The sequence below is a fragment of the Nocardia sp. NPDC050435 genome (assembly GCF_040655395.1).
Classification (GTDB): domain Bacteria; phylum Actinomycetota; class Actinomycetes; order Mycobacteriales; family Mycobacteriaceae; genus Nocardia.
The window spans coordinates 507,571-526,841 of sequence record NZ_JBFAJW010000002.1 but is presented as its reverse complement, the minus strand read 5'-3'; the positions used below and the strand labels follow the sequence as shown (position 1 = coordinate 526,841).

Sequence of the window (19,271 nt, the reverse complement as noted above, 5' to 3'; positions counted from 1 at the left end):
CCATCGCTAACAGCCTTGGCTACCCACAGGCACTGACCAGGCAGACTGCCGGTTAACCCCTGTGGATTCCTCGAGGAGTCCTTGGGGAGTCCTCGAGGAATCCTCGAGTTGTGCACCTGTTCCTGCACATGTGTGCACAAACGGGGGAAACCGGTGGAACAACTCGAGGACGACTCGAGGATGAATGGGGGACAACTTCTCGACGTCCACAGACACCCTCGGTTCATCCTCGAGTCATCCGCCGGTCATCCCCATGGCATCGGGCCGCGCCACCTGCGAAAACGGGTGCAGTCCACAGATTCCACAGTGCCTACTACTACTTCAGTTCTTCATCTAGAAGAACTTCTTTGAAAACAGGTGTGTGGAAAGTTGGTCGAGCCGGGTCACGCGTCGAGCCACTCGCCGAAGCGAAGCAATGAGGAGGGAGTCGATCCCGGCGATACCCCCGATCGGTTGATCCACACGATTTGTGACTGGGTAGTGAAAGATCCGGAGGGTCGGGCTAGGTCTACGGGCCCGAGCCGAGTACGGTTTGTTGTCGGCCGCCTGTGCGACACTTCCAAGGCGGTCGTTCCAGTACCCTCTTACGACGTTCGGCCCCGCACTCGGATCACGGAAATGGGAGAGGACAGATCGGGCGATGGAAAGCATGAAGTTTCGGGTCGCCCGTGAGGATTTCGCGGAATCCGTTGCCTGGGTAGCGCGCAGCCTCCCGTCCCGGCCTCCGGTGCCCGTCCTCGGCGGCGTTCTCCTGGTAGCCGATGAGGATGGTCTGACGGTCTCCGGTTTCGACTACGAGGTCTCCGCGCAGATGCGCGTCGCGGCCGAGGTCGCCGGTCCCGGTGAGGTGCTCGTCTCCGGCCGCCTGCTGGCCGACATCACCAAGGCGCTCTCCAACAAGCCGGTGGATGTCTCCGTCGACGGCACCCGCGTGCTGATCAGCTGCGGCAGCGCCAAGTTCTCCCTGCCCACCATGCCGGTCGAGGACTATCCCCAGCTTCCCGAAGTACCGCAGCAGACCGGCGAACTCGGTGTGGATGTTTTCGCCGAGGCCGTCGGCCAGGTCGCCGTCGCCGCCGGCCGCGACGACACGCTCCCCATGCTCACCGGCATCCGGGTCGAGATCGAGGGCTCCGCGGTCGTACTCGCGGCCACCGACCGTTTCCGCCTGGCCGTGCGCCACATCGAGTGGAAGCCGGAGCAGGCCGATATCGAGACCTCGGTGCTGATTCCGGCCAAGACGCTCTCCGAAGCCGCCAAGACCCTCGGCGCCTCCGATGCCCCCGTGCAGCTCTCGCTGGGCACCGGTGCGGGCTCGGACGGCCTGCTGGGCATCGTGAACGCGGGCCGGCGCACCACCACCCGCCTGCTCGACGCCGAATTCCCCAAGTTCCGCCAATTGCTCCCCAAGGAGCACACGTCCATCGCGACGCTGTCGGTGTCGGCGCTCTCCGAAGCCATCAAGCGTGTGGCGCTGGTGGCCGAGCGTGGCGCGCAGGTGCGGCTGGAGTTCTCCACAGAGGGCCTGCTGCTGTCGGCGGGCGGCGACGACGCCGGCCGCGCCGAGGAGTGGCTGGAGGCCGATTTCCGCGGTGAGGCGCTGACCATCGCGTTCAACCCGGGCTACCTCGTCGAAGGACTCTCGGCGCTGCGCGCGGATCGGGTCACCTTCGGGTTCACCACCCCGAGCCGTCCCGCCGTGCTGCTGCCCGCCGGCGAGGAGGAGCCCGAGGTGCTCGATTCCGGCTCGTTCGCGGCGCTCGCCAGCAACTACATCTACCTGTTGATGCCGGTCCGGCTGCCGGGCTGATCCCCAGGGGTGCAAACGTCTGTGCATAACCGGGTCGAACCCGGTCCACTCGCCGTGGGCCGGGTTCTTCCGCAGGTCAGAGCGGGGTAACCCATGTTCATCCGGGCGCTGTCACTGCGCGATTTCCGGTCCTGGGAACAGGCCGAGCTGGAATTATCCCCAGGCCGCACGGTCTTCTTGGGATCGAATGGGAACGGCAAGACCAACCTGGTCGAGGCGATCGGCTACCTGGCCACGCTCGCGTCGCACCGGGTCGCCGCCGACGCACCGCTGATCCGGATGGGGGCCGCCAAGGCGCGGGTCGGAGCGACGGTGGTCAATGCCGGACGCGAGTTGCGCATCGATGTCGAGTTGAACGCCGGCGCCGCCAACCGCGCGCAGATCAACCGCTCGCCGGTGCGCCGCCCACGCGAGATCCTCGGCATTCTCCAGACCGTGCTGTTCGCGCCGGAGGATCTGTCGCTGGTCCGCGGCGATCCGGGGGAGCGGCGGCGCTTCCTCGACGAGTTGTGCACAGCCCGCCTCCCACGGCTGGCCGCGGTGCGCGCCGACTACGACCGCGTGCTGCGCCAGCGCTCGGCACTGTTGAAAACCGCTGGTAGGCAGGCACGTTCGAAGGCTGACCTGAGCACCCTGGATGTGTGGGACGGTCATCTGGCCACGCATGCCTCGGTGCTGCTGGCGCAGCGGCTGCGACTGGTGCACGATCTTTATCCACATCTCGCACAGGCGTACTCGGCGATCGCGCCCGAATCCCGGCCCGCCGCAATCGGTTACCGCAGCGGCTATCTGCCGCCGGAACTGCTCGATCCGGCGCGGGGGCCGCAGCCCGGCGACGAGGCGGAACTGGAAGCGATCATGCTGCGCGAGTTGGGGAATGCCCGCACCCGGGAGCTGGAGCGCGGCGTCTGCCTGGTCGGTCCGCACCGCGACGATCTGGAACTACTGCTGGGCAGTGCACCCGCGAAAGGTTTTGCCAGCCACGGGGAATCGTGGTCCTACGCGCTGGCGCTGCGGCTGGGCGCGTTCGAGCTGCTGCGCTCCGGCGGCACCGAACCGGTGCTGCTGCTCGACGACGTCTTCGCCGAACTCGACCGCCGCCGGCGCACCGCTCTCGCCGCGGTGGCCGCCGGCGCCGAGCAGGTGCTCATCACCGCCGCGGTCGCGGAGGACGTGCCCGCCGAACTCGAGGCGACGCCGATGCGCGTGCAGACCGCCGGTGCGGCCGACCATCGGACGTCGAGCATCGCGACCGCGACACCCCCGGCCCCCGAGCCCGCGCCGCCGCCGGACGACCTGCCCGCTACCGCCACGTGACGATGTGTCCGGGGCAGCGCGATGCCGCTGTTCTCCCGTAGAGTTCGCACCGCCGGGGCACCGGATCGGCGGTGTCACCAGCACGGAAGAGTTATCCACAGGTTCTGTGGACAACTCGTCCGGAGCGGCGGTCACCCCGCTGCCGGGACTTGGCGGCTCGAACCACGCGGGTTGTGCAGAACACGCACTTGACCGGGGCGAACAGACGTTCGATCTTGGATGCTCGAGCCGCTGACCATGGGATTTCCACCCCGGGCGGGCTTATACCGTGCCTGGGGACAACTCGACAAATCTGGGGACAAACCCGGAGCGTGAACGGAGCAGGTGATGACCGACGAGTCGGAGCAGCACGGCGCCGGTGCACAACCACCCGGCGGCGATCCGGAGCTGCGCGGCATCGATCTGGCGCGGCGAGCGCTGGAGGAGGCGCGGGCCGCCGCGCGCGCCAGCGGGAAGTCGGTCGGCCAGGGCCGGGCCTCGCCGAAGCGCGGTCTGCGCACCGGCGCGCGCCGGCGGTCGGGCTGGTCCGGCCCGGGCCCGGACGCCCGTGATCCCCAGCCCCTGTTCAAACTCGCCGGCGCGCTGGCGAAGAACCGCGGCTGGTCGGCCAAGGTCGCCGAGGGCATGGTCTTCGGGCAGTGGGCCACGGTGGTGGGGGAGGACATCGCCGCGCACGCGAACCCGGTCTCGCTTACCGACGGCGTACTGTCCATCGCCGCCGAATCCACCGCGTGGGCAACGCAATTGCGCATGCTGCAGAGCCAGATCCTGGCCAAGATCGCGGCCGCGGTCGGAAACGGCGTGGTCAAGCAGCTGAAGATCACCGGACCGACCGCTCCGAGCTGGCGTAAGGGTGAACGTCACATCCGCGGCCGCGGCCCGCGCGACACCTACGGGTGAACAGCGCTAATTCCGGGCTAGTAACTAGTGCGCCCTAGGTGCTCGGAGAGGCGGATCAAACCGCCGCATGGCCGACAGGACACGTGTGGAGTCGATTTCTTTGAGCCACGGAGCTGTGAGGGGTGTGTTAGGTGCACTGTGGCTCGGGTCTACCAGTAGGATGGTGACGTAACTAGCGGCGAACCTTCGGCGCGTTCGGAACGGCACGCTCTCGGACCCCTTTTTTCGACCAGTCCAGACTACGGGGTTTCACGTGTACTGCCCGCCCGCTGTCCAGAGGATCAGCAAGTAAGGAGAGCTACCGACCAGTGGCTGCCAACGAATCGGGCTCGACCAAAGCAAAATCCGGTGATTACGATGCTTCCTCCATTACGGTCCTCGAAGGCCTCGAGGCGGTTCGCAAGCGTCCCGGCATGTACATCGGCTCCACGGGTGAGCGCGGTCTACACCATCTGATCTGGGAAGTCGTCGACAACTCCGTCGACGAGGCGATGGCCGGCCACGCCACGCGCGTCGATGTGAAGATCCTCGCCGACGGCGGCGTCGAGGTGGTCGACGACGGCCGCGGTATCCCCACCGGCATGCACGCGCAGGGCATCCCCACCATCGAGGTGGTCATGACCCAGCTGCACGCGGGCGGCAAGTTCGACTCCGACTCCTACGCGGTGTCCGGTGGTCTGCACGGTGTCGGTATCTCCGTGGTCAACGCCCTGTCGAGCCGGCTCGAGGCCGAGATCGACACCGCCGGCTTCCACTGGACCCAGACCTACAAGGACGCCAAGCCGGGCCAGCTGGTCCAGGGCGAGCCGACCAAGCGCACCGGTACCACCATCCGCTTCTGGGCGGATCCGGAGATCTTCGAGACCACCACCTACAACTTCGAGACGGTCGCACGCCGCCTGCAGGAGATGGCGTTTCTGAACAAGGGACTCACCATCACCCTCACCGACGAGCGGGTCTCCGAGAGCGACGTCACCGACGAGGTGGTCAGCGAGACGGCCGAGGCGCCCAAGCACGCCGACGAGGCCGCCGAGGCCGCCGCCGCGCCGAAGGTGAAGTCGCGCACCTACCACTACCCGGGCGGGCTCGAGGATTTCGTCAAGCACATCAACCGGACCAAGCAGGCCATCCACAACTCGATCGTCGCGTTCACCGGCAAGGGCACCGGCCACGAGCTCGAGGTCGCGATGCAGTGGAACTCCGGCTATTCCGAGTCGGTGCACACCTTCGCCAACACCATCAACACCCACGAGGGCGGCACCCACGAAGAGGGCTTCCGCGCCGCGCTGACCACGGTGGTCAACAAGTACGCCAAAGACAAGAAGCTGATCAAGGAGAAGGACGGCAACCTCACGGGTGACGACATCCGCGAGGGCCTGGCCGCCATCGTCAGCGTCAAGGTCGGTGAGCCGCAGTTCGAGGGCCAGACCAAGACCAAGCTGGGCAACACCGAGGTCAAGTCGTTCGTCCAGAAGACGTGCAACGAGCACCTGCAGCACTGGTTCGAGGCCAATCCGGCCGATGCCAAAACGATTGTGAACAAGGCGGTCTCGTCCGCGCAGGCGCGCGTCGCGGCGCGCAAGGCCCGCGAGCTGGTGCGCCGCAAGTCCGCCACCGACCTGGGCGGCCTGCCCGGCAAGCTGGCCGACTGCCGCTCCAAGGACCCGGTCAAGTCCGAGATCTACATCGTGGAGGGCGACTCCGCCGGCGGCTCGGCCAAATCCGGCCGCGACTCGATGTACCAGGCGATCCTCCCGCTGCGCGGCAAGATCATCAACGTCGAGAAGGCCCGCATCGACCGCGTCCTCAAGAACAACGAGGTCCAGTCGATCATCACCGCGTTCGGCACCGGCATCCACGACGAGTTCGACATCGCCAAGCTGCGGTATCACAAGATCGTGCTGATGGCCGACGCCGACATCGACGGCCAGCACATCTCGACGCTGCTGCTCACCCTGCTGTTCCGCTTCATGCGGCCGCTGGTCGAGCACGGGCACGTCTACCTCGCGCAGCCGCCGCTCTACAAGCTCAAGTGGCAGCGCGCCGATCCCGAGTTCGCCTACTCCGACCGCGAGCGCGACGTGCTGCTCGAGGCCGGCCTGTCGTCGGGCAAGAAGATCAACAAGGACGACGGCGTGCAGCGCTACAAGGGTCTGGGCGAGATGAACGCCAAGGAGCTGTGGGAGACCACCATGGACCCGTCGGTCCGGGTGCTGCGTCAGGTCACCCTCGACGACGCCGCCGCGGCCGACGAGCTGTTCTCCATCCTGATGGGTGAGGACGTCGAGGCCCGCCGCAGCTTCATCACCCGCAATGCCAAGGACGTTCGCTTCCTCGACGTGTAGCCGGTTCGGGGGGACCATCGCTGCCCACAGACTTCCTACGGAGATCACTTTCACATGACTGAGACCACGTTGCCGCCCAACGGCGGGGCCGGTGACCGGATCGAACCGGTCGACATCCAGAACGAGATGCAGAGCAGCTACATCGATTACGCGATGAGCGTGATCGTGGGCCGCGCGCTGCCCGACGTGCGCGACGGCCTCAAGCCGGTGCACCGGCGCGTGCTCTACGCGATGTACGACAACGGGTACCGGCCCGACCGCGGCTATGTGAAGTCGGCCCGCCCGGTCGCCGAGACCATGGGTAACTACCACCCGCACGGCGACGCCTCGATCTACGACACCCTCGTGCGCATGGCCCAGCCGTGGTCGCTGCGCTACCCGCTGGTCGACGGCCAGGGCAACTTCGGCTCGCGCGGCAACGACGGCGCGGCCGCCATGCGCTACACCGAGTGCCGCCTGACGCCGCTGGCCATGGAGATGCTGCGCGAGATCGACCACGAGACGGTCGATTTCGCGCCGAACTACGACGGCCGCTCGCAGGAACCGACGGTGCTCCCCAGCCGGGTGCCGAACCTGTTGATGAACGGCTCCAACGGCATCGCGGTCGGCATGGCGACCAACATCCCGCCGCACAACCTGAACGAGCTCGCCGAGGCCGTCTACTGGGCGCTGGAGCACTACGAGGCCGACGAGGAGACCACCCTCGAGGCCTGCATGGAGCGGGTCAAGGGCCCGGACTTCCCGACCTACGGCCTGATCGTCGGCGGCCAGGGCATCCAGGACGCCTACCGCACCGGTCGCGGCTCCATCCGCATGCGCGGCGTGGTCGAGATCGAAGAGGACAACCGCGGCCGCACCACCATCGTCATCACCGAGCTGCCCTTCCAGGTCAACACCGACAACTTCATCAACTCGATCGCCGAGCAGGTGAAAGACGGCAAGATCGCGGGCATCTCGGACATCCACGACGAGTCCTCCGACCGCGCCGGCATGCGCATCGTGGTGACGGTCAAGCGCGACGCCGTGGCCAAGGTGGTGCTGAACAACCTCTACAAGCACACCCAGCTGCAGACCAGCTTCGGCGCCAACATGCTCTCCATCGTGGACGGCGTGCCGCGCACCCTGCGCCTGGACCAGATGATCCGGCTCTACGTCGATCATCAGTTGGAAGTCATCGTCCGGCGCACCCGCTACCTGCTGCGCAAGGCCGAGGAGCGGGCCCACATCCTGCGTGGCCTGGTCAAGGCCCTGGACGCGCTCGACGAGGTCATCGCGCTGATCCGCCGCTCGGCCAACACCGACACCGCGCGCACCGGCCTGATGCAGCTTCTCGAGATCGACGAGATCCAGGCCACCGCCATCCTCGACATGCAGCTGCGGCGCCTGTCGGCGCTGGAGCGGCAGAAGATCGTCGACGAGTTGGACAAGATCGAAGCCGAGATCGCCGACCTGAAGGACATTCTCGACAAGCCGGAGCGCCAGCGCGTCATCGTGCGCGACGAACTGCGCGAGATCGTCGAGAAGTTCGGCGACGAGCGGCGCACCCGGATCGTCGCGGCCGACGGCGACGTCGCCGACGAGGATCTGATCGCCCGCGAGGACGTGGTCGTCACCGTGACGGAGACGGGCTACGCCAAGCGCACCAAGACCGACCTCTACCGCTCGCAGAAGCGCGGCGGCAAGGGCGTGCAGGGCGCGGGTCTCAAGCAGGACGACATCGTCAAGCACTTCTTCATCACCAGCACGCACGACTGGCTGCTGTTCTTCACCAACAAGGGCCGGGTGTACCGGGCCAAGGCCTACGAGCTGCCCGAGGCGAGCCGGACCGCGCGCGGTCAGCACGTGGCGAACCTGCTGGCCTTCCAGCCCGATGAGAAGATCGCCCAGATCATCCGCATCCAGGGCTACGAGGACGCGCCCTACCTGGTGCTGGCCACCAAGAACGGCCTGGTGAAGAAGTCCAAGCTGACCGACTTCGACTCCAACCGCAGCGGCGGCATCGTCGCGGTGAACCTGCGCGACGAGGACGAGCTGGTCGGCGCGGTGCTGTGCGCCGCCGAGGACGATTTGCTGCTGGTGTCGGCGCACGGCCAGTCGATCCGCTTCTCCGCCACCGACGAGGCGCTGCGCCCGATGGGCCGCGCCACCTCCGGCGTGCAGGGCATGCGGTTCAACGCCGATGACGAACTGTTGTCGCTCAACGTCGTTCGCCCCGACACGTATCTGCTGGTCGCGACCTCGGGCGGCTACTCCAAGCGCACCGCGATCGAGGAGTACACCGCACAGGGCCGGGGCGGTAAAGGCGTATTGACTATCCAGTTCGACGCCAAGCGTGGCACTCTGGTCGGTGCGCTCATCGTCGACGACGAGGATGAGTTGTACGCGATCACGTCCGGCGGTGGCGTAATCCGCACGGCGGCGAAGCAGGTTCGTAAGGCTGGACGACAGACCAAGGGCGTGCGATTGATGAACCTCGCGGATGGGGATACGTTGCTTGCTATCGCGCGCAACGCCGACGAACCCGATCAGGTCGATCAGATCGCCGGCGGCGACAGCGCCGGTTCCGAGTAAATCCACCAGCGGCGGCAACGAACGGATCTAAGGATTCCCATTGACCACTCCGAATCAGCCGAATGACGAGCGGCAGCACACGAACGGTGTGACCGAACGGATCGCACCGTCCCCGATTCCGCCGCGGCCGACATCCCGGCCGGTCAATTCGGGCGAAGGCGGGCAGTCGAACGAAAATCCGGATCAGCAAGGCGAATTCGGGTCCAAGGCGCCGGAGCAGAACTCCGGCGCCGAAGGGCGCGAACAGGAGCCGGCCGAGCAGTCCGGCTCCGGCCAATCGCCGTATCAGGAAGGCTGGTCGCAGCTTCCGCAGCGGGAACCGCAGTCCAACCTGTACCGGCCGGGCCAGGCCCCGGTCACCGGGCGGCCCGCGGGCGGGCTGAACGGCGGCGTCACCAACGCTCGCACCACCGCCGACCTCGCCGCCAAAGCCGCGCGCAAGGAAGCGGCGATGGTGAAATCCGTTGGCATCGACGGGCCTACGCGCAGCATCGCGCGGCCGGAACTGATCAAGGACATGCCCGACCTGTCCGACATCCGGCACCCCCTGCCCCCGCAGGAGGCCGCCGGCGCCGCGATGCCGCAGTACCACCCGGTCTCGCCCGCCGCTCCGGTCGCGGTGGCCGCGGCCGCCGCCGGTGAGCCGCTGCGCGCCACGGTCCAGATTCGCCGTATCGATCCCTGGTCGACGCTGAAGATCTCGCTGGTGATCAGCGTCGCGCTGTTCTTCGTGTGGATGCTCGCGGTCGGTCTGCTCTACATCGTGCTCGAGGGCATGGGCGTGTGGGAGCGGCTGAACAACACCTTCACCGACATGGTGTCCCAGGACAGCGGCTCGGCGGGCCTGATCGACGCCGGCACGGTGTTCGGGTACGCGGGTGTCGTCGGCCTGATCAACGTGGTGCTGTTCACCGCGCTCGGCACGGTCGGCACGTTCATCTACAACCAGTGCTGCGATCTCGTCGGCGGTATCCAGGTCACCCTGGCCGACCCCGACTAGAAGACGGTTCTCCCGAACGGCCGGTGCCCCGCGCACCGGCCGTTCGGCTTTTCCGAAACGCCGACGATTAGCGCTCTGACCAGCCGTTTTGGTTGTACCCGGTGGTGTCGGGTAATCTTTGTCCTCGGCTCGGGTTGGTAAAACTCGAAGTCGATACGGGCCTATAGCTCAGGCGGTTAGAGCGCTTCGCTGATAACGAAGAGGTCGGAGGTTCAAGTCCTCCTAGGCCCACCGTTCCACTCGATAGTTGGCTCATGCTCAGCAAAAGCATGAGCCATTTCTCGTTTCACTCATAATATTCGGGGGCGCGGCCCCCGGCGGGCTCCGCCCCCGGACCCCCGAACCGGAATGTTCTGGGCCTGTAATCTTCGGCCCAGTACTGTGGTGGCATGAAACTTCTTCTTACCGTTGGTATTGCGGTCGCCGTTCTCGTCGGAATCAGCAAGCTGCGCAAGCGGGATGATGCCGATCTCTGGCACGAGGTCACCAACCGCTGAGTTCTCCCAGCTCACCCCGGAATGGGCCTGTTTGACGTGACAAACGCCGGACAGGTACCGTTTCGTGCGGTGACGGGGCCTTAGCTCAATTGGCAGAGCACTGCCTTTGCAAGGCAGGGGTTAGGGGTTCGATTCCCCTAGGCTCCACAGAAAGAAGCAGGTCGAGGGATATTCTCGGCCTGCTTCTCGCGTTTCGGGTCAGCGGGGGACACGACGGGCGTGCACTCTTTCCCACGCATCGATGGCGGCGTCCCACTGGTCGCCGGACAGGGTGGTGAGCGACATGGGGAACAGGCCGTCCTCTTCCTTCTCGATGTGCGGCCACAGGGTCGCGAGGGAGGCCAGCACCTGCTCCCGGCCCGCGGGAACGCTCAGGTCGGCGGTGTCCAGGGCGACGGTCATCTCCCGGTGCTCGTCCTCCAGCGTCGCGATGTAGGCCGCGCAGTCGGGGTCGTCGCGCATCACCGCGAACAGGCCCTGCTCCTCGCCCGCCCAGTGCTCGGACAGCCGGCGTCGCAGCTCGGCCAGATCCCGTTGCGCCGCAGCGATATCGCCGCGGCCCAGGGCGCGCTCGATCTCGCCGGCGAGGTTGTAGACCGCCTCGTGCTCGGCGATGAACTCCTTGATCAGCGGGATGTCGCGGCAGCCGCAGTACTGGCACACCTCGGTCAGGCCTCCTCGAGCGGACCGTGCCGGTCCAGGTGCAGGTAGGTGTAGCCGGTGACCAGCAGGCAGACGATCGTCGCGGCGATCAGCATCGCCCAGCCGGGGACCACCAGGGCGATCACGCCGCCGAGCAGGGCGCCCAGCGCGAAACTGGCGTAGAGCAGGAAGTAGTCGAGCCATTCGGCGTAGGTGCCGCCGGAGAGGTGGCGCTCGATGCCCTGGCCGAGTTTCACGACGGTGCCGGTGACGTAGCTGAGCGGGATGGAGACTTCGCCGTTCTTGACGAACGAGGTGTTCAGCGCCCCGACGCCGAAGGCGACGAACAGGATGGGGATGAAACCGATACGGCTGGTGTCGGACTCGTGCGGGAGCAGGAACGCGTCCACGAGCGAGGCGATGCCCAGGCTGACGGTGGTGAGCAGGGTCGGGCCGTGCGGATGGTCGTGCCAGAAGTGCCGCCGGCACCAGGAGGCGACGACGACGCCGGACAGGAACGCCAGCAGCAGCGCGGTCGCCGCGATGGCCGCGTCGCGTTCGTCGTGGAAGTAGCCGAGCACGGCGCGCTCGGTGTTGCCGGTCATGAACGTGACGAAGTAGCCGGCGGTGTGCATGAAGGCGGCCGCGCCGATCAGGCCGGCCAGCGCGGCCAGCACCCAGGAGATGCGGGCCTCGGAGTCGAACAGTTCCCGTTTACGCGCCGGATCCGGCTGCTTCACAGGTCGGGCTCCTCCCAGGGCAGTGGACGATGTCCAAGTCTGGCCTACGGGAGGCGGGAACCCCGGCAGGGAACGCCGGGGATTCCAGCAATTCGCTGTGCGGTCAGACGGCCGCGGCTTCGGCGCGGTCGTAGGCGGTGCGGGCCGCCGCGATCTCCTGCTGATGGTTTTCGGTCCAGCTGACCAGGGCCTGAATGGTGTGGTGCAGGCCCGCGCCGAGCGGGGTGAGCTCGTAGTCGACGCGCGGCGGCACCACCGGGTACACGGTGCGGCGGACCAGGCCGTCGCGCTCCAAATGCCGCAGGGTGCGGGTGAGCATGCGCTGGCTGATGCCGTCGATCTCGCGGCGCAGCTCGGTGAAGCGCATGGTGCGCCCGGCCAGCAGGGCGATGGCGAGCAGCGACCACTTGTCGGCGATGCGGTCCAGGATCTGGCGGACTTCGCAGTCTTCGCGGGTGTCCCACTGCCGAGCCGAGAAGTCCTCGGTATCCGCGCAGTAACCGAGGGTCTGCAATGTGCCTTCTTCCATGGTTACCAATAGTGACGCATGATGGCCTCAGTTACAAGAAGTAACCGACATGCCGTCGGGGTACCGCAAGGAAGGGCAAACACCATGAGTGCTGAGGTCACGCAGTTCGCGCAGCTGGAGGCGGAGTTCGACGCCTACGTCGGCCGCATCGTCTACGCCACCATGGTGACGGTGGACAGCAAGGACCGGCCGCGAACCCGGGTGCTCATCCCCATCTGGGAGAACGTGGACGGGCGGCCGGTGGGCTGGCTGGCCACCTACAAGACGCCGGTGAAGGCGGCGCACATCGCGCGCAATCCGCACGTGAGCTTCTCGTACTGGGACCGGCGCAACGACTCGGTGGCCATCGACGCCACCGCCGCGTGGGCGGACGACATGGCCGTGCGGCAACGGGTCTGGGATTTGTACTCGCAGACCAGCCCGCCGGGTGCGGGCTATCCGCTCGGGCAGTTCTGGAGTTCGCCGGCGGATCCGAAGCTGCATGTCATGCGGCTGGAACCGTTCCGCGTCCAGGTGATTCGCGGCCGGGATCTGCGCAGCCGGATCTGGCAGCCCGCACGGCAGCCGGCCGGGGCCTGAGCACGGGTTACCGTGCAGGAGTGAACGATGTGCTCGAGTTTCTGCTGACCGAACCGATCGCCGCGCCGGTGGACGCCGACCTGGAAGCGGCATGGGCCCGGCACGCGGCGATCGCGGCGCGCTTCCCGGCGCCGGTGGACGCCGCGGTGGCGGGCGGATTCGTCGCGGACCGCTTGGGTTTCGCGTTCCTGTCCGGGTATCAGGAGGCGCTGCGGCAGCTGCTGCCCGAGGTGGCCGGCCGGGAGTTGCTCGCGGTGTCGGCGACGGAGGAGAACGGTGCGCATCCCGCGGCGATCCGGACCACCGTGGCGCCCGCGGGCGGTGGCTGGGTGGTGCGCGGCGCCAAGTCGTTCACGACGATGGGCGAGCACGCCCGGCAGCTGATCGTGGTCGCCGCCACCGGCGCGGTGATCGACGGGCGGCACGAACTGCGCGCGGTCGTGGTGGACGCGCGGCAGTCGGGTGTCACGGTGACCAACCGGCCGCCGCTGCCGATGGCCCCGGAGATCCCGCACGCGACAGTGCTTTTCGAGGACGCGGCGGGGCGGCCGCTGCCGGGCGACGGCTATGCGGATTTCCTGAAGCCCTTCCGCACGGTGGAGGACGTGCACGTGCTCGCGGCGACGCTGGGCTGGCTGGTGCGGGTGGGGCGGCAGGCGCACTGGCCGCAGTCGATGCTGCAGCGGCTGCTGGCCGGGGTGGCGATGGTGCGCGGGCTGGATCCGGCGGCTCCCGGCTCGGCCGGAACGCATATCGCGCTGGGCGGGATCTTCGCGGAATTCGAGCGGCTGCTGCTGGACTCGGCCCCGCTGTGGAATCAGGTGGACGCGCAGACCCGGGAACGCTGGGAGCGGGATCGCCCGCTGCTGGCGACCGCCGGGCGGGTGCGCGCGCAGCGGCTGACGACGGCCTGGCGGCGGGTGGGTTTCGACGAGCCTACGGACTGAGGCCGGAAACCTGCCCGGAAAATGGGGAGCGGGCCTCGGCGAAGGGGGGGAGTTAGCCGAGGCCCGCGTAGGGTCGGCCCGGGGGGGAGGGGCCGACGAGAATGATCCTACGCGATGTTTCGAGTTTGTGTGTGCGTGGGGAACGCCACTTTCGTAGATTTTTAGGAGTTGTCCTACCTAGGCGTCGCGGCGCGTGCGTCGCGGCGCGGTAGCCGGGTTACTCGGCGCCGGTACGGTATCGGCTGATTGTTTGCCAAAAGCCTTGTCGTTCAGGAAATTACAGGACGTCGGGCGGCGTTCAGCTGGAACTCTGCCGGTTTCCGCCAAACATGCAGACCGGTCGCTGCCTGTCCCGCAGCGGGATTCGGGCTGGCGCGTTCGTCCCGATTCTGTCGTATTTGTCGCGTGTCCTAGGCGGCTCGGGCATGTCGAGACCGAGAACTTGTCGGACCCTGATGCGAGCATGGCGCCATGAATCGCTCGGTACTCGAGTACCGCCCGCCGCCGAAACGGGTAGCCGGCTACGCACGACTCGTGGCGGCCCCACGCGCGAGGATCGAATCGATCGCATTCCGTTCCGGTACCCCGAGCACCGCCTGGAACGGGATGCGGCCTTCGACGTTTCCCGGCACGACCGGCACACCCGGAAAAACGGATGTATTTGCAGGCGTGTCGGACAATACTGACTCGAGTATCGATCGGCCCGCTTCGCGAACCCCACGAAACTCAGGAGAGTCATGCCCGACGCAATAGTCGCCGAGGGTCTGGTCAAGCGTTACGGCCAGCTGGTCGCCCTCGATGGACTCGATCTCGCGGTGCCCGAGGGCACCGTCACCGCCCTGCTCGGCCCCAACGGCGCAGGTAAGACCACCGCCGTCCGCGTCTTCACCACGCTGCTCGTCCCGGATTCGGGCAGCGCGACCGTCGCGGGCATCGACGTGCTCCGCAACCCGCAGGCGCTGCGCTCCCGCATCGGAGCCTCCGGCCAGTACGCCGCGGTGGACGAATACCTGACCGGCTTCGAGAACCTGGAGATGGTCGGGCGGCTGTACCACATGGGGGTGCAGCGCAGTAAAGACCGCGCCCGCGAACTACTCGACCGCTTCCGGCTCAGCGACGCCGCCGATCGCCCGGTCAAGGGCTACTCCGGCGGTATGCGCCGCCGGCTCGACCTGGCCGGCGCGCTGGTCGCCAACCCGCCGGTGCTGTTCCTGGACGAACCCACCACCGGCCTGGACCCGCGCGCCCGGCTCGACCTGTGGGATGTCATCGAGGAGTTGGTGGCGGGCGGCACCACGCTCCTGCTGACCACGCAGTACATGGAGGAGGCCGATCGGCTGGCCGATTCCATCGCCGTGATCGATCACGGCAAGGTGATCGCGCGCGGCACCGCCGACGAGCTCAAGACCCTGGTGGGCGGCGACCGCATCGAACTCACCGTCAGCGACCCGGCGAAACTGGACACCGCGCAGCGGGTGCTCAAGGGCCTGGCCGACGGCGAGATCCACATCGAGACGGGGCTGCGCCGGATCATCGTGCCGGTCAGCAACGGCTCACAGGCCCTGGTCGACGCGATCGGCCTGCTCGGCTCCAACGACGTGCACATCAACGACGTCGGCTTGCGCCGGCCCTCGCTCGACGACGTCTTCCTGACGCTCACCGGGCACGAGGCCGAGGATTACGTCAACGGCGAGAGCGCCACACCGGCGGAAGGGGCGGCGCGATGACCGACCTGCACAAGAGCACCGCGGCCACCGCCTTCGCCGAGCCGGAGCGGGCCGGGCTGGGGCAGCGCCTGTCCTATCTGGTCAACGACAGCCTGACCATCGCCAAGCGCAATGTCATCAAGATCAAACGCGTCCCGGACGTGCTGATCTTCTCGACGCTCTCGCCGATCATGTTCGTGCTGCTGTTCGCCTACGTCTTCGGCAACGCGATCGCCGTGCCGGGCATGGAGGGCGGCTACCGCGAATTCCTGATCGCGGGCATCTTCGCCCAGACCGTGGTCTTCGGCGCGTCCTTCACCGGCGCGGGCCTGGCCGAGGACATGCAGAAGGGCATCATCGACCGGTTCCGCTCACTGCCGATGGCACCGGCCGCGGTGCTGTTCGGCCGCACCATCAGCGACGTCGTCATCAACCTGGTGAGCCTGACGGTGATGTCGCTGACGGGCTACCTGGTCGGCTGGCGGATCCGCGGCTCGATCATGGACGCGGTGCTGGCCTACGTGCTGCTGTTGCTGTTCGCCTACGCGATCTCCTGGATCATGGCCGTGGTCGGCCTGCTGGTCCGCGCGCCCGAGGTGTTCAACAACGCCAGCTTCATGGTGATGTTCCCGCTCACCTTCCTGGCCAACACCTTCGTGCCGCTGGAGAACCTGCCGCAGGTGCTCAAGGTCTTCGCCGAGTGGAATCCGGTGTCGGCGCTCACCCAGGCCACCCGTGATCTGTTCGGCAACACCGATCCGATGATGCCGCCGCCGTCGGATGCCTGGTCCATCCAGCACCCGGTGGCGACCTCGCTGATCTGGGTGGTGGTGATCCTGCTGATCTTCGTGCCGCTGGCGCTGCGCCAGTACAAGCGCGCCGTCAGCCGCTGAGCCCCGGCTCGATTCGCCGCGCCGGTTCCGCACGGAGCCGGCGCGGTGGCGTTCGCGGGGTCAGGCCCGGCCGTTGCCGTCGATGCTGACCGGCTGCGGAGAGCCGTTGCGGGAGTAGCCGATCCGCGGCGGCTCGGGCGCCACCGCCGGCGGCTGCGGGCGGCGGGCGCGCAGCACCCAGGCCACCCCGGCGGCCAGCGCGACCACGACCGCGGCCACGAGCCGGTTGCGAGAACGTGCGGATACAAGCGGGCGCCCCAAGGTCATTCGACCACTCTGGCACAACCGGGAAAATCGCGCAGTAACGGCCGGTCCTCCGACTGTGAGCTGCGACGCGTCGGCGAGCTGGTTCGGTCCTGCACGGTCCGCCCGCGACTAACATGGCGACGTGACCTCACCCATTCAGACTGCGAGCGTGACCCTGCACACCAACCACGGTGATATCCAGATCGCGTTGTTCGGCAATCACGCGCCGAAGACGGTGCGTAATTTCCTCGGCCTCGCGGATGGTTCGGCGGAGTACACCACCCAGAACGCGAGCGGCGGCAGCACCGGCCCGTTCTACGACGGCGCGCTGTTCCACCGGGTGATGGACGGTTTCATGATCCAGGGCGGCGATCCGACCGGCACCGGCCGCGGCGGGCCCGGCTACGAGTTCGGTGACGAATTCCACCCGGAACTGCGCTTCGACCGCGGCTACCTGCTGGCGATGGCCAACGCGGGCCCCGGCACCAACGGCTCCCAGTTCTTCGTCACGGTCAGCCCGCAGGCGCACCTGAATCGCAAGCACACCATTTTCGGCGAGGTCATCGACCCGGAATCGCGCAAGGTCGTCGACGCCATCGCCGCCACCCCGACCGATCGCAACGACCGCCCGAAGGAGCCGGTCGTGATCTCCAAGATCACGATCAACTGAATGCTATGAATCCGCAGCCGCCCGCACAGTCGTGCGTTCGTCATCCCGATCGTCCCACCGGATTGGCGTGCACACGCTGCGGTCGGCCCGCCTGCCCCGAGTGCCTGCGCCCGGCTTCGGTCGGGCAGCACTGCGTGGACTGTGTCGCGCAGGGGCAGCGCGAGACCAGGCAGGTCCGGACGGTCGCGGGCGCGGTGGCGGGGAAGGCCCCGACACCGTACGTGACCTACGCGTTGATCGCGGTCAACGTGCTCGTCTACGCCATCACGGCCTGGCAGTCACGCAACCTGATCGACAACGCCCAGGGCGGCACCAACTTCTTCACCTCACGCCTGTTCTACGACTGGGTGCTGGTGCCCGCGATGGTCGCCAACGGCGATTGGATCCGGGTGATCGGCTCGGGCTTCCTGCACTACGGCCCGATTCACCTGGCGCTGAACATGTTCGCGCTGTGGATCATCGGCCGCAGCCTGGAGCCGCCGCTGGGCCGGCTGCGCTACCTGGCGATCTACCTGGTCTCGATGATCGCCGGCGCCGCCGCGTGCATGGTTTTCCAAGGGCCGCTGGAAGCCACCGCCGGTGCGTCCGGCGCGGTGTACGGCATGTTCGGCGCGATCACCGTCCTGCTGCTGCGCCTGCGGCAGAACGCCAATCAGATGTACATCCTGATCGGCATCAACCTGTTCATCAGCTTCTCCATCCCGCACCTGTCGATCGCCGGGCATCTCGGCGGTCTGGTCGCGGGCACGCTGGCGGCACTCGGCGTGCTGTTCCTGCCCGAACGGCTCGGCGCGAAGACTCAGGAAGCCGCGCGCAGCATCGGGTGGGCCAGTATCGCCGCGATCGGCTTGATCGCCGTGGTGATCATCGCGGTCCGCGCGATCACGCTCACCTGAGCGCGATCGGCATGCTTCACGTGAAACGTCGCCGCGGCGCGAGTCAGGCCAGGCTGGCGAGCCCGTGCTCGACCAGCGCGTCGAAGACGTCTTCCGGGCGGGTGCCGAGATCCCAGCGGCCGAAGATGAGCAGGCGCTCGGTGCCGTGGTCGTCGACGTCGATCTCCAGCATCGGCATCTTGCGGCCCAGGCGGCGGTAGCTCACCAGGCGGGCGCGGGTGATCTGGTCGCGGCCGTACTCGCTGGCGCCGAACATCGAGCGGACCACGAGCCGCGGTTCCGGGCCGGGCAGGACGGTCAGGCGCGGCCGCTGGCGATAACCGAGCAGCGCCAGTCCGAGCAGGCCGGTGGCGGCGAGTCCGATCAGCAGGCGACTGGCGCCGTCCCGACTGAGGACGGCCGCGCCGGCGAGCAGGACGCCGCCGATCGTGACCGCGACCAGCATCGGGGTCGGCGTGGACCAGGTCAGGGTGCCGGGTTCGGTGGGCTGGGGAATCGACGATTCCGGTTCCATGCGGCCGATTCCCCCATCGTTCCTCGAGTTGTCCCCATAGTTATCCACAGGTGGGGATGAATGACATGTCTGTTATCCGGTTAATTCCGGCAGAACTGCCGATCCGGGCAGTCGCGGGGCGCTACCCGCAGGTCAGCGCCAGCGCATGGTCATGATCAGGCCGACCACCATCAGCCCGAACCCGATCAGGAAGTTCCAGGCGTTGAGATCGTTCATCCAGGTGATCTTCTCGGCCGCCAGGTAGTAGACCAGCAGCCAGATCAGCCCGGCCACCATGAAGCCCAGCATGATCGCGACATACCAGACCGGTGACGGACCGCCCTTGATCTTGACCGGAGTCCGGCTGGCGGGGTTGATCGTGTAGTCGGTCTTCTTACGGACCTTCGACTTGGGCATGACGTCCTCGTGTTCGGCGTGCTGGTCGTTACCGGGGGATTCGGTTCTCCAGGCTATCCCACGTGGTAATAGA

19 protein-coding genes and 2 tRNA genes are annotated in these 19,271 nt (G+C 67.3%); 15 read left to right on the top strand and 6 right to left on the bottom strand.

What is annotated here, in order from left to right:
• Positions 1 to 649: 649 nt before the first annotated feature.
• From dnaN to AB0I43_RS06775, 9 genes are all read left to right on the top strand, one after another.
• Positions 650 to 1,810 (top strand): DNA polymerase III subunit beta, encoded by a 1,161-nt coding sequence (dnaN, locus tag AB0I43_RS06815; RefSeq protein WP_356971916.1) that lies wholly within the window; start codon positions 650 to 652, stop codon positions 1,808 to 1,810.
• A gap of 93 nt (positions 1,811 to 1,903) precedes the next feature.
• Positions 1,904 to 3,127, top strand: coding sequence for a DNA replication/repair protein RecF (gene recF, locus AB0I43_RS06810; RefSeq protein ID WP_356971915.1), 1,224 nt, complete (start codon positions 1,904 to 1,906; stop codon positions 3,125 to 3,127).
• Positions 3,128 to 3,454: 327 nt separating this feature from the next.
• Positions 3,455 to 4,027, top strand: a complete 573-nt coding sequence (locus tag AB0I43_RS06805) for a DUF721 family protein (protein WP_356971914.1) — start codon at positions 3,455 to 3,457, stop codon at positions 4,025 to 4,027.
• Between the two features lie 308 nt (positions 4,028 to 4,335).
• Positions 4,336 to 6,372, top strand: coding sequence for a DNA topoisomerase (ATP-hydrolyzing) subunit B (gene gyrB / locus AB0I43_RS06800; RefSeq protein ID WP_356971913.1), 2,037 nt, complete (start codon positions 4,336 to 4,338; stop codon positions 6,370 to 6,372).
• Between the two features lie 54 nt (positions 6,373 to 6,426).
• Positions 6,427 to 8,943 (top strand): DNA gyrase subunit A, encoded by a 2,517-nt coding sequence (gyrA, locus tag AB0I43_RS06795; protein ID WP_356971912.1) that lies wholly within the window; start codon positions 6,427 to 6,429, stop codon positions 8,941 to 8,943.
• 40 nt (positions 8,944 to 8,983) lie between these two features.
• Positions 8,984 to 9,943 carry a DUF3566 domain-containing protein gene (locus AB0I43_RS06790; RefSeq protein WP_356971911.1) on the top strand — a complete coding sequence of 320 codons (960 nt, stop codon included), beginning with the start codon at positions 8,984 to 8,986 and terminating at the stop codon, positions 9,941 to 9,943.
• A 157-nt stretch (positions 9,944 to 10,100) separates the two neighbouring features.
• A tRNA-Ile gene (locus tag AB0I43_RS06785) sits at positions 10,101 to 10,174 on the top strand.
• A gap of 158 nt (positions 10,175 to 10,332) precedes the next feature.
• A complete protein-coding gene (locus AB0I43_RS06780) occupies positions 10,333 to 10,440 on the top strand; it encodes a DLW-39 family protein (protein ID WP_356971910.1) in 108 nt (35 codons plus the stop codon).
• A 74-nt stretch (positions 10,441 to 10,514) separates the two neighbouring features.
• Positions 10,515 to 10,587: transfer RNA gene (locus AB0I43_RS06775), tRNA-Ala, on the top strand.
• A 51-nt stretch (positions 10,588 to 10,638) separates the two neighbouring features.
• On the opposite strand, the gene AB0I43_RS06770 is transcribed toward AB0I43_RS06775, so the two are convergent.
• The 3 genes from AB0I43_RS06770 to AB0I43_RS06760 form a co-directional block, all read right to left on the bottom strand.
• Complete coding sequence (locus AB0I43_RS06770; protein WP_356971909.1) at positions 10,639 to 11,103, bottom strand: hemerythrin domain-containing protein; 465 nt, start codon at positions 11,101 to 11,103, stop codon at positions 10,639 to 10,641.
• 5 nt (positions 11,104 to 11,108) lie between these two features.
• Complete coding sequence (locus tag AB0I43_RS06765; protein ID WP_356971908.1) at positions 11,109 to 11,822, bottom strand: YoaK family protein; 714 nt, start codon at positions 11,820 to 11,822, stop codon at positions 11,109 to 11,111.
• Between the two features lie 103 nt (positions 11,823 to 11,925).
• Positions 11,926 to 12,351: a helix-turn-helix domain-containing protein gene (locus tag AB0I43_RS06760; RefSeq protein WP_356971907.1), complete on the bottom strand. Its 426-nt coding sequence runs from the start codon at positions 12,349 to 12,351 to the stop codon at positions 11,926 to 11,928.
• A gap of 84 nt (positions 12,352 to 12,435) precedes the next feature.
• Here AB0I43_RS06760 and AB0I43_RS06755 point away from each other — a divergent pair, with 84 nt between their 5' ends.
• The 4 genes from AB0I43_RS06755 to AB0I43_RS06740 all read left to right on the top strand — a co-directional run bounded on the left by AB0I43_RS06755 (position 12,436) and on the right by AB0I43_RS06740 (position 16,476).
• Positions 12,436 to 12,930 carry a pyridoxamine 5'-phosphate oxidase family protein gene (locus AB0I43_RS06755; RefSeq protein WP_356971906.1) on the top strand — a complete coding sequence of 165 codons (495 nt, stop codon included), beginning with the start codon at positions 12,436 to 12,438 and terminating at the stop codon, positions 12,928 to 12,930.
• A gap of 20 nt (positions 12,931 to 12,950) precedes the next feature.
• The gene (locus AB0I43_RS06750; RefSeq protein WP_357431499.1) at positions 12,951 to 13,877 is read left to right on the top strand and encodes an acyl-CoA dehydrogenase family protein; all 927 of its coding nucleotides are present in this window, start codon (positions 12,951 to 12,953) and stop codon (positions 13,875 to 13,877) included.
• Positions 13,878 to 14,614: 737 nt separating this feature from the next.
• Positions 14,615 to 15,604, top strand: coding sequence for an ATP-binding cassette domain-containing protein (locus tag AB0I43_RS06745; protein WP_356971904.1), 990 nt, complete (start codon positions 14,615 to 14,617; stop codon positions 15,602 to 15,604).
• Complete coding sequence (locus tag AB0I43_RS06740; protein WP_356971903.1) at positions 15,601 to 16,476, top strand: ABC transporter permease; 876 nt, start codon at positions 15,601 to 15,603, stop codon at positions 16,474 to 16,476. The genes AB0I43_RS06745 and AB0I43_RS06740 overlap by 4 nt, the downstream gene beginning before the upstream one ends.
• Positions 16,477 to 16,536: 60 nt before the next feature.
• Here the strand turns inward: AB0I43_RS06740 and AB0I43_RS06735 are convergent, their stop codons facing one another.
• On the bottom strand, positions 16,537 to 16,743 hold the full coding sequence (locus AB0I43_RS06735) for a hypothetical protein (RefSeq protein ID WP_356971902.1): 207 nt from the start codon (positions 16,741 to 16,743) through the stop codon (positions 16,537 to 16,539).
• A 121-nt stretch (positions 16,744 to 16,864) separates the two neighbouring features.
• Between AB0I43_RS06735 and AB0I43_RS06730 the strand changes: the two genes are divergently transcribed.
• Both AB0I43_RS06730 and AB0I43_RS06725 read left to right on the top strand, forming a co-directional pair.
• A complete protein-coding gene (locus AB0I43_RS06730) occupies positions 16,865 to 17,392 on the top strand; it encodes a peptidylprolyl isomerase (RefSeq protein WP_356971901.1) in 528 nt (175 codons plus the stop codon).
• 5 nt (positions 17,393 to 17,397) lie between these two features.
• Positions 17,398 to 18,288, top strand: a complete 891-nt coding sequence (locus AB0I43_RS06725; protein WP_356971900.1) for a rhomboid family intramembrane serine protease — start codon at positions 17,398 to 17,400, stop codon at positions 18,286 to 18,288.
• 43 nt (positions 18,289 to 18,331) lie between these two features.
• Here AB0I43_RS06725 and AB0I43_RS06720 read toward each other — a convergent pair whose 3' ends face one another.
• Complete coding sequence (locus AB0I43_RS06720) at positions 18,332 to 18,802, bottom strand: PH domain-containing protein (protein WP_356971899.1); 471 nt, start codon at positions 18,800 to 18,802, stop codon at positions 18,332 to 18,334.
• 132 nt (positions 18,803 to 18,934) lie between these two features.
• A complete protein-coding gene (gene crgA, locus AB0I43_RS06715) occupies positions 18,935 to 19,198 on the bottom strand; it encodes a cell division protein CrgA (protein WP_356971898.1) in 264 nt (87 codons plus the stop codon).
• Between the last annotated feature and the right edge of the window lie 73 nt (positions 19,199 to 19,271).